Source organism: Mesorhizobium sp. P2_A8, assembly GCF_056404935.1.
On the sequence record NZ_JBFUDB010000002.1, the window covers coordinates 404,722 to 419,215 of the forward strand.

The following is a 14,494-nucleotide window of genomic DNA, read 5'->3' on the forward strand; positions in this document are numbered from 1 at the left end:
ATTGGGGACAAATCGGCATGGACATTCACCACATCCGCTACTTCCTGGCCGTGTGCGAGACGCGAAATTTCACGCGCGCAGGCGAAAAGTGCAACGTCACTCAGCCGGCTCTGTCCCGCGCCATCCAGCAACTCGAGGAGGAGGTCGGAGGGCTACTGTTTCGCCGCGAACGAAGCTTGACCCACCTGACCGACCTGGGCGTGCTGCTTCGCCCCCGTTTTCAGCAGATCCTCGACGAACTGACTGGAGTGCGGCGGGAGGCATCGAGGTTTCTGTGCCTGGAAAACGCCAACCTGAAGGTTGGCGTCATGTGCACCATCGGGCCCCGTCGCTTCACCGGCTTGCTGACTGACTTCAACCGGCGGCAGCAGGGCATCCAGCTGCAACTGGTTGAGGGCGTGCCGGCATCGCTCTCGCAACTTCTGGAGTCTGGCGAGATCGACGTCGCCATCATGGCGTCGAGCGACAGCTTCCCAGACCGGTTCGACGTCACACCGCTCTATCGCGAGCGCTTTGTCCTCGCGTTTCCCAACGGTCATCGACTGGCCCGCAACGACAATGTTGCCATTTCCGAACTCGACGGCGAAAATTATCTCAGGCGCCTCAATTGCGAGTATCGCGATCATCTTGCTGGTCTTTGCAATGATCGTGGCGTCAAGCTCAGGATTTCCTATGCCAGCGAACGCGAGGACTGGATCCAGAACATGGTTTCGGGGGGCCTCGGAATCTGCTTCATCCCTGAATTTAGCGCAGTTATCCCGGGCCTGCAGGTCCGGCCGGTTATAGACCCCGAAGTCTGGCGGGAGGTGTCTCTGGTCGTCGTCGCGGGGCGCAGGTTCTCGCCCGCGGCGTCGGCCTTCGTGAACAGCGTCAAGGCGCATGGCTGGCCTGAGAGCGCAATAGTCCAGGCGATCCACAAGACCGCAGCCTGAAGCAAAACGATCAAATTCTGGTAGCGCGCGATAAGTCTTGTCGTACGCTTTTTTATGCTCTCGCGACGTTCGACGATAGCTTTCAGGTATCGATTTGAGAGCCAGTCAGCATTTCTCTTTTCTGGTCGCTCCGGTCACTCTCCCCGTCATGCCCCGCCTCCCGCGTTTGGGCACCGACAAAGGAGAAATACAAGATGGCTACCAAGAAACTCACCCTTGCGTTTGCGGCAGGTCTGCTTTCGGCAACCGCTGCATTTTCCTCTGCTCCGGCCTTCGCCGGCGACTGCCCTGCCGGTCAGGCCGCAACGACCGATATCCAGGAACATCCCAGCAAACCGGTTGGCGTTGTCGACACGGTTCTCTCGGCCATCGATCTGAGCAGCAAGGGCGAGGCCTGGAAAGGTAACATGCTGCGTCTTCGCAAGCTCGTCGTTCAGCCCGGCGGCGTCGTGCCATGGCATGAGCACAATCTGCGCCCGGCCAACATCCTCATCGTCGAAGGTTCGATCACCGAATATCGCAGCACCTGTAAAGTGGGCATCGAGCACCCGGCTGGCGATGTGACCGCCGAGTTCGGCCAGCTCGCCCATTGGTGGAAGAACAACGGCAAGGTGCCCGCCGTGCTCTATTCCGCCGACGTCCTGCCGCCCGCGATGCCCGACGACCACATGATGTGATCCGAACATTTCGGCGAACAATCCCACCTCAGCAACCGAAAGCGCGTCCTCAGGTGATCACCTGGGGACGTCCGGCCACGGAGCCTCGTCATGACAACCAGTGAACAGACAGAGACGGCGCGGTTGCACACGGTGGCCACAGATAGTTGGCGCTTTGGCCTTGTTGCGCTGATCGCATTTCTTACGCTTGTCGATCTGTTCGCCACCCAGGCAATACTGCCCTCACTGGTGATAAAATTCGGCGTCAGCCGTGCAACCATGGGCTTCGCCGTCAACGCCAGCACATTCGGCATGGCGGTGGCAGGTATCGCCGTTGCCCTATTCGGGCGCGGGATTGATCGCCGCAACGGCATCTGGATCAGCCTGGCCATATTGGCGATCCCGACGACACTGCTTTCGCAGACCGACAGCATAGTCGTCTTCGCCCTGCTGCGCGTAGCGCAAGGCCTATGCATGTCGACTGCGTTCACGCTGACGATGGCCTACCTGGCCGAACATTTCTCCGCACGGCAGACGACCAGTGCGCTCGCTGCCTATGTAACGGGCAATGTCGCCAGCAATTTCTTCGGACGGCTAATGTCGGCCGCCGTTGCTGACACGTTCGGCATCTCCACCAACTTCCTGACCTTCGCCGCCCTCAATCTGTTTGGTGCCGCTCTTGTCTGGTTCACGCTGCAAAGGACATCCGCAATGATGTGCGCCGACGCGAAGGGCGGTCTCGCCAACACGACTTGGAAAGGCCCGCTGGAAAGCGCCGAGTTGCGCGCCTGCTTCGTGATCGCCTTCCTGATCCTCTTCGTCTTCATCGGCACGTTCACCTATGTGAACTTCCAACTCGTCGCCGCGCCGCTATCACTGTCGCCGATGGCGCTGGGGCTGGTGTATTTCGTCTTCCTGCCCTCCATGCTGACCACGCCGCTCGCCGGGCGCGTCGCTGCGAGCCTTGGCCCACGGATCGGCATCAGCGTTACGCTTGCGCTGGCGGTCCTGGGTTTGCTTCTGCTGATCGTGCCCCGCCTGCCGATCGTTCTTGTAGGGATGGCACTGGTCGCCATCGGCACCTTCCTGGCGCAGGCGATAGCCACGGGGCATGTCAGCCGGACCGCCTCGCGCGACCGAGCCGCCGCAAGCGGTATCTACCTCGCCTCCTACTATGCGGGTGGGCTCGCCGGCAGCTTCGTCATCGGCCAAATCTACGACCGGATCGGCTGGACCGCATGTGTGGCGGTGCTCGCCACGGTCCTTGCCGGTGCGATCGTGATCGCGCGCATGCTGCAAACGTCAAAGATCTAGCATCCGAAATTTGACCATCCAACAAAGGAGACTGACATGACCACTTACCTGAAAACGTTGTTTGCCGGCGCCGCCATGATTGTGGCGATCGTCGTCCCGGCTGCCGCTTCGGACGGCGTCGTTACGGTGAAGAGCGACTATTCCGTCACTGAAACCGTCGCCCGCATCAAGAAGGATGTCCTCAAGAAAGGCATCAAGTTCTTCGGCGTCATCGACCAGGCAAAGCTTGGCAACAATGCCGGCAACGATGTCAGGCCATCGCGGCTGGTGATGTTCGGCAACCCGGCGCTCGGCACAACCTTCATCACATCCAATCCCGAAGCCGGTCTCGACTGGCCGGTGCGCGTGCTGGTCTACCAGACCGCGGATGGCACGGTTTACGCCGCCTATAGCGATTTCGACTGGATCGCCAAGCGTCATGGCATCACGGACCGCGCCCCGCAGTTCAAGATGGCGACCGAGGTCATCCAGTCCGTGACCTCGACGATCAGGAAGAACTGAGCGTGGACATGCGCCGGAGATCCCTCGCTCTGGCCTGGGAAAGAAGGTCTTTTCGCAGAGGCTATTCCGCGGCGGATAACGCCTTTGCACGCTCGCCGAACCACTTCTTCTGCGTGGCCTCGCGCACGAGTGCGCCAACTGCCGGCGAATGCCTGCGGCCGCGCACCGTGACGAGATTGACCTCGCGCCAGAATTCCGGATCGGTGATCGGCAACGGCACCACTCCGGGGTGCTTGGCGGTATGCTCGGGCATGAATCCGAAACCAAGCCCGGCGGCGATCATCGCGAGTGTCCAATCGTCACGATCGCTCCAGTAAACGGGACTGACCGTGACGCCCTGCTCGGCAAGAATGGCATCGGCATAACCGGCAAATTCACAATTGTTGCGGTGGATGTAGGTCTCATTGCTCATATCCGTCACCCGCACGCTGCGCTGGTTGGCCAGGCGATGGTTGAGATGAACGACCATCACCATCTGTTCCTGAAACAAGGGCAAGGAGTGAACCTCCTCGTCGGGCGCGTTTGACGGCAACGCGTAAATTGCCGCCTCGAGGTCGCCTCCAAGCAGCCGCCGTCGCAAGCTCGGTGCATCGGCGTCGCAAAGATGAAGCTCCACACCAGGATGGTGCGTGCGCACGGACGAAATGAGTTCGATGATTTCATCCGGAGCAATGGTGCTCATGATGCCGACCCGGAGAGGCGTCTTCTTGAGGTGCACATATTGCTCGGCGATCTGCTTTGCCTGCCGGGAGTTCTCAAAAACGCCTTCGAGATAGGTCTCGACCATGCGACCGAGTTCCGTCAGATGTGTAAAGCGTCGCTCACGGTGAAAAAGCGCGCCGCCGAACTCGTCTTCGAGCAGCTTGATTGCGCGCGACAGTGCCGGCTGCGTAACGTTGCACAGCTCGGCCGCCCTGGTGAAATTCAGTTCCTTGGCGACGGCCAAGAAATACCTGACCTGGCTGATCTCCACTGCGCGCTCCCCCAGCGGCTGGCATACGGCACGAGCCGCATTGCCGGGTGATCTTACTAGCTGCCCCAACGTCAAACAACCCGATCCGGCGATTGATATCCCAGGCGACAGATTGACGATCTGACCGTGGGCTATCGAATCCATGTCTCAACGGCATTTCCGCTGTCCCGAGCCAACCGCCATACTTGGCCCAGAAGTCGAGACCCGGGTGCTAAGGCCCGTTGCTCGCAGCCGTTTGCAGGCCATTTCGGCTGCAGCTTCAACCGTAGGAAACAACCATGCTCAGAGGAAAGACGGCACTGATCACAGGCTCGACCAGCGGCATTGGCCAAGGCATCGCCGAGGCCTTCGCTGCGAAGGGCTGCAACATTGTGTTGAACGGCTTCGGCGATCCCGGTCAGATCGAGTTGCTGCGGGCAAAGCTTGCCGCGGACCATGGGGTGATTGTTCGCTACGACGGTGCGGACATGAGCAAGGGCAGCGCGATAACCGCGATGATGGACAAGGCAATCGCCGAGTTCGGCGCGGTAGACATCCTCGTCAACAATGCCGGCATCCAGCATGTCGCACCGATCGATGACTTTCCGATCGAAAAATTTGAAGCAGTCGTGGCGATCGACCTGATGTCGTCATTCTACACGATCCGGCGCGCGCTACAGGCCATGAAAGAACGCAAATGGGGTCGCATCATCAACGTTGCGTCCGCCCACGCCCTTGTCGCCTCGCCTTATAAATCCGCATACGTCGCTGCCAAGCACGGCGTCGCCGGTCTGACCAAGACGGTCGCACTGGAGGTTGCCGAACAGGGTATCACCGTCAATGCGGTTTGCCCCGGATACGTGCTCACCCCGCTGGTCGAAAAGCAGATACCGGATACGGCCAAGGCCCGCGGTATCACAGAGGAGCAGGTCATCAAGGATGTGCTCCTGGCGGCCCAGCCGACCAAGCAGTTCGTAACCGTAGCCCAGGTCGCGGCGCTTTGCCTGTTCCTGGCCTCGACCGATGCGGCCTCGATCACCGGCGCCATCATCCCGATAGAAGGCGGCTGGACCGCTCATTGAACCGGCAACGAGGAGTAAAGACCATGAACAAGATTACCCGAAATCCTCCGACCACTGAACCTTTGCCGGAGGTCGTCCATATGGCCGATGCTGCCGTTCAGCGGCAAACAGTGCTGGTGCTGCAAGGCGGCGGCGCTTTGGGTGCCTATCAGGCCGGTGTATACCAGGCGCTCGTCGAAGGCGGGATCGAGCCGGATTGGGTCATCGGCACCTCGATCGGCGCCATCAACGCGGCGTTGATTGCCGGAAACGAGCCAACGGTTCGGCTGGCGAGGCTTCAGGAGTTCTGGGAAAGCGTTAGCCGTATCAGCCCGCTCGACGAGTTTTTCCGAATGATGGTTCCAAGCAATGTCTTTGCCAACATGGGCACCGTGATGCGCGGCATACCGGGGTTCTTCGAACCGAATCCAAGTGCCATGTTCGGAGTGAACCGCGAAGTGGGTGTCGAGAACGCCTCCTACTACACGACCGATCCACTCAAACGGACGCTGAATGACCTGATCGACTTCGACTATCTCAACCGGCGCCATACCCGGCTGACGGTCGGGGCGGTCAACGTCAACACTAGTGAACTCAAATACTTCGACACCCGCGAGATGACCCTGTCGGCGGCGCACATTATGGCGTCGGGCGCCTTGCCGCCGGCGTTTCCTGCGGTCTGCATCGACGGCGAGCCCTACTGGGATGGCGGCATCTATTCGAACACGCCCATCGAGGTCGTGCTGGACGCGCGTCCGCGGCGCGACGCGCTGATCTTTGCCGTCAACATGTGGCAGCCCCTCGCAACCGAGCCGAAGTCGATCTGGCAGGTGATGGGGCGGCAAAAGGACCTTCAATTCGCAAGCCGCGGCAAGAGCCACGTGGCCCGGCAGGAGCAATTGCATCGTCTGCGCCACGTCGTGCGTGAAATGGGAAAGCTCGTCCCGGACGAGCGGCGCGAGGATGCAATGTTCAAGGAACTCGCCTCCTATGGTTGCCCGTCTGTCATGCACCTGGTCAGATTGCTTTCACCACGCCTCGACGGCGAAGACCACACCAAGGACATCGACTTCACCCGCGCCGGCATCCGCTCCCGCTGGCAGGCCGGCTACGAGCATGGCCAGCGCGTCCTCTCGGAGAAACCGTGGGAGTGCGAAGTCGACATGCTGCAGGGCATCGTTATCCACGAATCGCAAGAGTGACTTCTTCGAGCGCGGCGGGAAGAAAGACGGAGAATACCGATGCAGATCATCACTCCCGGGATGCGGCTGGTTCCGGAAGCCGTGCTCGCCAACAATGCCGCGATTTTCCGCGCGATACCGGAGACTGCGTCCCATGCGGATAGCTCGCTGCATCGCGTGGTCATTGTCGGCGGCGGTGCGGGCGGACTGGAACTGGCGACGCGGCTCGGCCATAAATTCGGCAAGCGGCGTCTTTCCGTTACGCTTGTCGACCGCAATCGCACGCACATCTGGAAGCCGCTTCTGCACGAGGTCGCCTCAGGCGCACTGAGCGCGTCTACCGATGCGGTGGAATACATTGGCCATGCCAGTCGCCATCACTATCGATACCGGATTGGCGAAGTCGTCGGCATCGATCGCGCCAAACGCCAGATCTTCGTTGCGCCGAGCTTCGACGACGAAGGCAGGCAGATCATACCGCCACGTGTGCTGGGCTACGATACACTGGTGCTGGCTGTCGGCAGCGTCAGCAACGATTTCGACACGCCAGGGGCGGCGCGTCACGCGATCGCGCTCGACACCGCTACCCAGGCCGTCCGATTCAACAAGCGCATGATAGATGCCTGCCTGAGGGCCAATGCTCAATACGAGCAGCTGTCGCCGGGTCAGCTCCATTGCGTCATCGTTGGCGCCGGGGCGACCGGCGTTGAACTGGCGGCCGAGTTACACAAGTCGATGCGGGTGATCGCCTCGCACAATCTCGACAACATCGATTTCGAGAGGCTGATCCGCATCACCATCGTCGAGGCCGGACCGCGCATCCTGCCGGCATTGCCGGAACACCTTGCGCGCTCTTCTGCCCGCCGGCTCGTCGATCTGGGTGTTCAGATCCGATGCGGCATCAAGGTTACCGAAGTGACGGAAGACGGTATCAAGCTTGGCGAGAAGTTGTTCGTGCCGGCCAAACTCGTCGTGTGGTCTGCCGGGATCAAGGCGCCGGATTTTCTGAAGCAACTCGATGGCCTCGATACAGATCGCATCAACCGCCTGGTCGTGGATGAGACGCTGCGGGCGATAGGAGACGAAAACGTGTTTGCGATCGGCGACTGCGCGAGTTGTGTATTGCCCGGCAGCGAAGATCCCTTGCCGCCGCGCGCCCAGACAGCCCATCAGCAAGCCGATCATATGGTCAAGGTGATCGTGGCACGCCTCGAAGGGCAGGCGGCACCGGCGTTCCGTTACCACGACTACGGTTCCCTCGTTTCACTGGCCGATTACGGCACCTTTGGCAGCCTGATCGGCGGACTGAGGGTCGAGGGTCTGCTTGCCCGATTGATGTATCGCTCGCTCTACAAGATGCATCTCAAAGCAGTGCACGGGACCTTCAAGGCCATGCGAGATACGGTCATCGGGGTCCTGTCACATCGCACCAAGCCACGGGTCAAATTGCATTGAATCTCGGTAGGCCAGGACGGTGGAAAAACATGATGTCGTCATCCTTGGTGGCGACATGCCGAGATGGCTGTGAAAGTCGCTATATGTGCTGCCGGCCTGTCGGTGGCGATGATCGAGGCGCGCGGCCTCTGCGGCACCTGTCACATCCGCGGCTGATGTAACAATTCGAGCGGAAATACCGAACAGAAGATGAATCCCCGCGGTTTCGATGCACGCAAGGCATCGACTCCATGCAAGAAAAGCATGGCCGCGCCCGTGGGGCTTCAATGATAGGCTGTATGCAAATTGCGAAAGTGCAGAAATGGCCGCCGACGACCAGCCAATGACATTTGAACAGTCCGTCCAGGCTGCCATAGAACTGGATGCACCTCTCAACGAGCGGCTGGCGGTAATTGCCAGGGCAGTGCGCAGACTGAACGCGGATTTCGCGGACGCGGTTGACCGGCTGGTAGCGCGCCTCCGGGAGCAGGGAGCAGGCGCAAGCGCGCCCGTGCCCGGCGATGTCATGCCCGCATTCCTGCTGCCTGACGACGAGGGCAGGCTAGTGAGCCTGGCTGAAATCCTTGCTCACGGGCCGGCCGTTATAACCTTTCAGCGCGGACATTGGTGTCCCTATTGCCGCCTGAACGCGATCGGCATCGTCGAAGCCCAGCAGGAGATCACGAGTTTGGGCGGCCAGGTCGTGGTGATCATGCCGGAGCGGCGCAAATTCGCGAAGGCGATGAAGGCATCGGTTGGTGCACTTTTTCCTTTCCTGACCGATATGGACAATGGCTACGCTTTGTCCCTCAACTTGGCGATCTGGGTGGGAGCCGAAATGGAGCGGCTGATGGGCCTTGGCCTCGATCTGCCGAACTACCAGGGCAATAACAGCTGGTTCCTTCCGATTCCTGCCACTTTTGTTGTCGGGATTGATGGCTTCATCACAGATCGGTTCGTCGATCCCGACTACCGTCGGCGGATGGACATCGACGACTTGATCGCGGCGCTCAGGCGGGCTCGCTGACACCAAATGTCGACCAGTCGGTCGATCGCAGCAGGTTGAGGAGCGTCATGGCCACCTGCGAGCGATGTCGTCCGGCGACTGCGTAGACGGCGACGATCCGAGAAACATCCAGATCACGCAGCTTGAGCCTGCGGACGTTGGGCGAGCGGGGTGCCGTCATCGAGACAAAGCCAACGCCTGCATTGGCTTCCAGCAGCGCCAGCAAATCCTGGTCGGTTTCAACCTCATGTGTGGTGCGAGGCGTAATTCCTTTGGCCGCGAGACCGCGCGACAGATCTTCGCTCGTTTCCCAGTCAATGCGGCTGAGCACGGGTTCTGCGGCCAACTGGCTCAGCGCGACGTCCGCTTCGTTTCGACGGGCAAGAGGGTGATCGGAATTCACGACGAGCTCGATCCCTTCCTGGAAAAGTGGCCAGGTGTCGAGCCGATCCCAGGCCTGTCCCAGCGGGCCGGCAACCGCTAGTTCAACCTCACCGTTCTTGAGGGCTTCGATGACAGCGGTGGGCGAACCGCGACTGATTTTGAGATGCACACCTGGGTAGGCCCGGAAAAGCTCGGTGAACGGTGAAACCAGAAGCGCTATGTTGATACTATTGGAAATGGTGACGTTGAGTGGAGCGATGTCACTGCTTTGCACTGCCTTGGCAAGAGATTTTGCGGAGGTGGCAGCATCGTAACATTGTTGCAGAAGGGGCAGCATGCGCCGGCCGAGCTCGGTCAGATGGGAATGCTGGCGCTCGCGCCGAAGCAGCTCCCCGCCCAACTCGTCTTCAAGTGTCTTGATTGCACGCGTCAGAGCCGGCTGCGTGACATTGCACTCTTCCGCTGCTCTGGTGAAATTAAGCGTGTTGGACAGGGCCAGAAAATAGCGGACCTGCTGCATCTCCATGAATTTTCGCCCCCTCAGCGAAATGGTCTATCAGCGATGGCGCATATTCGAAGATTAACGCAATGGGTCGTTCTCAGCAAAGTGGCCCGCACCATAGGTGCGAATGGCGGCGGCGCCAAGGCAACCATAACCCAGAGTCATGATGAACCAAGCGATCTGCTCAGCCACTCGGCGAAGCCTCTGGTCCGCTTGATCGGCTGGGCAGAGCCGGACAGTCCGCTTGCGGCCAATTTCGCTCATTCATTACCAGGGAGTTCCTGGCCACCTGCGGCTACATCGGCGATACCTCGAAGCCAGTAATTAGTCGAGTTCATCGTCCTTAGGTTCGCCAGACCATACGAGAGAATACGAAGGAAACGGGTTGGCGAACCATCCGCTAACGTATTGATTTTGTGTAGAAAACGCTGACCCTCCGGGCCCACCATATTGTTACATATCAATACGTTACGCTTAATTCTTTGAGATTGAATTGAGCGTTGGCCGATAAGTCGGTGAGTTTTGAAGGAAATGGTTTTAGGCCTTTTCGTCAATCGTCTCCTTGTCGTTGATGGCACCTATCACACGTAGCTCAAGCCTCCCGGCCTCGAAAGACCTTTCAGCGATGCATGCGGTAATCGGCGGCAACGGCGTGCACATAGGCGGGCTATGATTTCGGCCGCAGGCTTAAAATGCTCAGAGGCGTTCGTTCGTCAGTATCGCTATCACGACCTCTCGCTTCAGCTGTCGCTATTCACCCCGTCGGCGCTGGGAACGTCACTACCGAACTTTGGACGGTGTCTCTGCTCCGGAGCTATCCAGTTTTCTATGAAATCCAGCGGATCTGCGGTTCCCATCATTTCCTTCGCGAGCGTCAGACGCTCCTCCAGGCGCTGCCGACGCTCCTCGTTCGTGCACTTCAGGCGCTCTTCCGCATCCGTGAAAAAGCGCTCTACCGTCATAGCCTTTCCCCACCTCTCGATAATCTCCGCAAGCTGCTGCTGGCTATCGGCAAGCGCTTGAGCTGTCTTGCGGGCATCCTCTCGCCTTTCATAGCGCTCCCACTCCTCCTCTCGCTCTTTTTTCCTCTTCGCCGCGGCCACATCCTCGGCGTCCATAAGGCGCTGCACATTGTCCCTGGCCGCTTCCAAGGTTTCGACGATGTTTGGGATCAGTGCGCCAAGGCCGTCCTGCTCGGTCTCCTGCCAACTGACAGACCAGTCGACGCCGTTTTTCGGGGAGTAGGCAATCACTCGAAAACGTCCGCAGGGCATATCCTGCTCTGCTGTCCAGGAGTGCGTCAGTTGCCAAGGCTTAGCTGATCGTATGAGTCTGCTGTCTTCGCGATGGTAGTGGCCGTTGAGATATCGCATCGTAACTCTTTCGGTCATCTCGGTGAGAGCGATCCCTATTGGGACCGTTTCGATGTATGAGACAGTCGGCCGATCCGGAGCCCAGATGCTTCCCGAGTGATAGCGTCCGTATTTGCGATCCTTTCGCTCCACCTCTTGTTCCTTGACGGGGATGCGATGAAGTCCATCGACGGCCTGAGCGATTTGCACTCGGTATCCTTGCTCGTCCAGCGCAAGGTAGAGGTCATTGGCGATCGAGAGCGCCCGCAGCAACGCAGTTTCTGAAGAAATCAGATCTGGCAGGATCCGCTTATAGGGTCTCAGGAACTCGCCGTCTTTCACATCCCGCGTTTTTCGCAAATGTTCTTCGACACCAAACAGCAGCGGATGATGTGCCGGGCGACGGGGTTTCGCCAATGACCTCGTCTCGCGTACGGAACTCTCTGCCGACGTTCTCTTCTGTCGTGCTGGCCTTGGGGCAGACGGTGTTATTTCGATGGCCTCTTCAGGTGCTTGCGGCAGCGTTGGCAGCTCTGCCGGAAGCCCGAGAGACTTGCGGGTCCAGTACCCTGAACCGGGGTAAGGAATCTGAAATTGTCTGCAGATAGCGGCTAGTGCTGTGCCAGAAATTCCGAGCTCCGGCGCGACCTTACTGAGCGGCCTGTCGCAGACCCGTTTATAAAGCTCGACACGTGTCAGATGCATTATGGAATGGTCTCAATTCATTCGCGGCTGATATCGTACTGCCGGGAAATGGCAGACAACGTGCTTCGACGGCAACCTCTAATTTATCGCCAGTTTGGAAAGCTTTTAAGACGCAGCCGGCGGTCACAAGCATGCAAGACCATGCGTGGTCGGCTCGACGCAGCCATCCCTCGGTATATGACTGCTTTGCGCCTCATGCCGGCCATTCAGGTTACCGCTAGTGTTCACCAAAAACGGACGTTGCCCGCGGGCACCCGGCGCGACAAGTTTGCGCCTCAGGTCCATCGTTCATCCAGGTGCGCCGCTTTCACAACTGAACATTTGGTGCGAACGTCTAAGCCGGTCGCCTATAGCCGCCGTACGACACGGAACGCATTGTCCATCATGTAGAACACGCCGCCGAGGATGTCCTTGTCTGCGAGCCGAACCGGGTCGCGACGACTCCAGAGTGCTCCGCCAGTCGCCGCGCCGGCATTTTGGGCGTGTCTTGACCTTCGATGCTGTGTGGCAGCCTACATCAGCACTGTCGTCGCCATGACAATGCGGAATGCTCAGGCTCCGGCACTAGATGTCAGTGGCTTAGGGACAGCCTTAATGCCGTTTTCCTGAAATGCCTGGTGCACTGCGGTCAAAGCGGCGCGGCGGATCAATATGTGTTTGCCCGCTTTCGCCTTGAATTTGGCCCGGATGACCAATGTGCCGTCCTCAAGCTCGGCAATTCCCTGGCTCTTGAACGGTTCGAGCAGGTCTCCGGCAAGTTCCGGATTGGCCGCAATATCCTGGCCGATCTTCTTGAAAATCTTGCGGACTTTCTCGACATCGGTGTCTAATGCAACGCGAAAGGTCAGTTTCTCGATCATCCAGTCGCGGCTGAAATTCTGGATCTTGCCAATCTCGCCATAGGGAATTGTCGCCAAGGCACCGCGCTGATGGCGCAGGGAAACCGACCGGACCGAGATTTTTTCCACGGTCCCCTTGGCGCCTGACGTTTCGATATATTCGCCGAAGCGGAATGCATCGTCGATCAGGAAAAACAGCCCGGAGACCAGGTCCTTCACCAGCGTCTGCGAGCCGAAGCCGATGGCCAGTCCGAACACACTCAAGCCGGCGATCAGCGGCCACACATTGATCCCGATCGACACCAGGATCGAGAGCAGCGCCAAGGCCACGATGCTCGATTTGCCGACCGCGCTGAGCAGCGGCACCAGCGTGCCCAGCCGCGAACGCGGCGCACCCATCTCCTCCTCGTCACTAGCTGCGGCGGGTAGCTGCGCACGCAAGGCACGAGCCGTCCCCGTACCGACTACGTTCCACAGAAACGCCGCCCCCAACATGATCAGCGCCACACCGGATGCGCCCTTGGCGACCTCTCGCAGATCTACGCCGAACCCGGCAGCCAGCGGTGTCGCCCATAGCGTTCCGAGCATGGCAATCATGATAGCCACGACAGTGAAGCGGGCGGTCTGTCGCCCTGCCGCTGCCAAGATCGAGATGTCAGGAGACTCCAATCCGCGCTGCGCCCAGTTCCCGATCATTGCGTCCAGATGGGGCGCGGCGAGAAACATCAACGCGGTCAGCAGAACGACCGACCCGCGAAGCGATGCTCCCATGGTGAGCGCGGCCTGAGTGCTGAGAAAGGTGATTGTCAGGAACGCGATCACGATTGCCGGCCACCTTTTGGCGAGACCGGTGCGCCAGCGGCTTCTGGGACGCGGACCGGCGACGGCGGCTGCCATTGTGCTTCTGTGCCGCCATACCGCCCATCCGAACAGAAGGTAGATCGGAATTCCCAAGCCTGTTCGCAGTAGGTCCTCCAAGGCTGGCCCGACGCTCCAGAGCCGCAACGTCGCGAACAGCGCAGCGCCGATGATCGCGACTCCAATGGCAATCGAGAGGTCATGCACAAGCGCCGCCAGATGGACGGAGCGCTCTGCGAACTCGGTTCGCCGCGATGCCATCAAGAGTGATCTGACGGCGGCGAGAATGATGAAGCCGAGCACGGTCACCACCGTCCAAAGGCGAAGGGTTTGCAAAGGCACGCCAGAGCCGGCCAGCAGCCTCGCAGCAACGAAACCGACTACCAGCGCCACCACGATAGCCGCCACGCCGGCGAAGAATCTGCGCCATGCACTGCTGGTGGCGCTCGCCTTCGTGAATCGTCGGGCGACCAAGATGAACACGCCCGCGACGAGCGCAACAACCAACACAATCTGGAACAGGAGCACAAAGAGAGATGTTTCCCCAGTGGCAAGTGAGGCCTTTAGGTTTTCAAACTCGACGGGGACGTCGGTCAAAGCGGCAAACCGCGCGAACAGTCCGGAGACGAAACGCTCGGCGAGCTGTTCAAAGCCCCAAATCAACGAAGTAGCGTCCGTTTCCGCTGTCGTGTCCACGATCTCTCCCCCTTCATGCACGGTACAACTGCCAGCGCGTTGGTGCGATATCCGGATAGTGGCGGCCCGAACCCATCAGGAATGCGCCACCGGGAATCTACACAGTGTCTTCGCTCACTGG

12 protein-coding genes are annotated in these 14,494 nt (G+C 59.6%); 8 read left to right on the forward strand and 4 right to left on the reverse strand.

The window, feature by feature from the left end; translation table 11 throughout:
- Positions 1-17: 17 nt before the first annotated feature.
- The 4 genes from AC1D10_RS08630 (at position 18) to AC1D10_RS08645 (ending at position 3,403) form a co-directional block, all read left to right on the forward strand.
- Positions 18-932, forward strand: coding sequence for a LysR family transcriptional regulator (locus AC1D10_RS08630; protein WP_477270591.1), 915 nt, complete (start codon positions 18-20; stop codon positions 930-932).
- A 194-nt stretch (positions 933-1,126) separates the two neighbouring features.
- Positions 1,127-1,609 carry a cupin domain-containing protein gene (locus AC1D10_RS08635; protein WP_477270593.1) on the forward strand — a complete coding sequence of 161 codons (483 nt, stop codon included), beginning with the start codon at positions 1,127-1,129 and terminating at the stop codon, positions 1,607-1,609.
- A gap of 90 nt (positions 1,610-1,699) precedes the next feature.
- On the forward strand, positions 1,700-2,902 hold the full coding sequence (locus AC1D10_RS08640; protein WP_477270595.1) for an MFS transporter: 1,203 nt from the start codon (positions 1,700-1,702) through the stop codon (positions 2,900-2,902).
- 36 nt (positions 2,903-2,938) lie between these two features.
- Positions 2,939-3,403 (forward strand): DUF302 domain-containing protein, encoded by a 465-nt coding sequence (locus AC1D10_RS08645; RefSeq protein ID WP_477270597.1) that lies wholly within the window; start codon positions 2,939-2,941, stop codon positions 3,401-3,403.
- 61 nt (positions 3,404-3,464) lie between these two features.
- Here the strand turns inward: AC1D10_RS08645 and AC1D10_RS08650 are convergent, their stop codons facing one another.
- Positions 3,465-4,376, reverse strand: coding sequence for a LysR family transcriptional regulator (locus AC1D10_RS08650; protein ID WP_477270599.1), 912 nt, complete (start codon positions 4,374-4,376; stop codon positions 3,465-3,467).
- A gap of 278 nt (positions 4,377-4,654) precedes the next feature.
- Between AC1D10_RS08650 and AC1D10_RS08655 the strand changes: the two genes are divergently transcribed.
- The 4 genes from AC1D10_RS08655 to AC1D10_RS08670 all read left to right on the forward strand — a co-directional run bounded on the left by AC1D10_RS08655 (position 4,655) and on the right by AC1D10_RS08670 (position 9,058).
- Complete coding sequence (locus AC1D10_RS08655; RefSeq protein ID WP_477270601.1) at positions 4,655-5,437, forward strand: 3-hydroxybutyrate dehydrogenase; 783 nt, start codon at positions 4,655-4,657, stop codon at positions 5,435-5,437.
- Between the two features lie 80 nt (positions 5,438-5,517).
- The gene (locus AC1D10_RS08660) at positions 5,518-6,618 is read left to right on the forward strand and encodes a patatin-like phospholipase family protein (RefSeq protein ID WP_477270603.1); all 1,101 of its coding nucleotides are present in this window, start codon (positions 5,518-5,520) and stop codon (positions 6,616-6,618) included.
- Between the two features lie 39 nt (positions 6,619-6,657).
- Complete coding sequence (locus tag AC1D10_RS08665) at positions 6,658-8,052, forward strand: NAD(P)/FAD-dependent oxidoreductase (protein WP_477270605.1); 1,395 nt, start codon at positions 6,658-6,660, stop codon at positions 8,050-8,052.
- A 301-nt stretch (positions 8,053-8,353) separates the two neighbouring features.
- Positions 8,354-9,058, forward strand: coding sequence for a peroxiredoxin-like family protein (locus tag AC1D10_RS08670; protein ID WP_477270607.1), 705 nt, complete (start codon positions 8,354-8,356; stop codon positions 9,056-9,058).
- Here the strand turns inward: AC1D10_RS08670 and AC1D10_RS08675 are convergent.
- The 3 genes from AC1D10_RS08675 to AC1D10_RS08685 form a co-directional block, all read right to left on the reverse strand.
- Positions 9,042-9,947: a LysR family transcriptional regulator gene (locus tag AC1D10_RS08675; RefSeq protein WP_477270609.1), complete on the reverse strand. Its 906-nt coding sequence runs from the start codon at positions 9,945-9,947 to the stop codon at positions 9,042-9,044. The genes AC1D10_RS08670 and AC1D10_RS08675 overlap by 17 nt on opposite strands.
- 716 nt (positions 9,948-10,663) lie before the next feature.
- A complete protein-coding gene (locus tag AC1D10_RS08680; protein WP_477270611.1) occupies positions 10,664-11,692 on the reverse strand; it encodes a hypothetical protein in 1,029 nt (342 codons plus the stop codon).
- Positions 11,693-12,531: 839 nt separating this feature from the next.
- On the reverse strand, positions 12,532-14,373 hold the full coding sequence (locus AC1D10_RS08685) for a mechanosensitive ion channel family protein (protein ID WP_477270613.1): 1,842 nt from the start codon (positions 14,371-14,373) through the stop codon (positions 12,532-12,534).
- Positions 14,374-14,494: the final 121 nt, after the last annotated feature.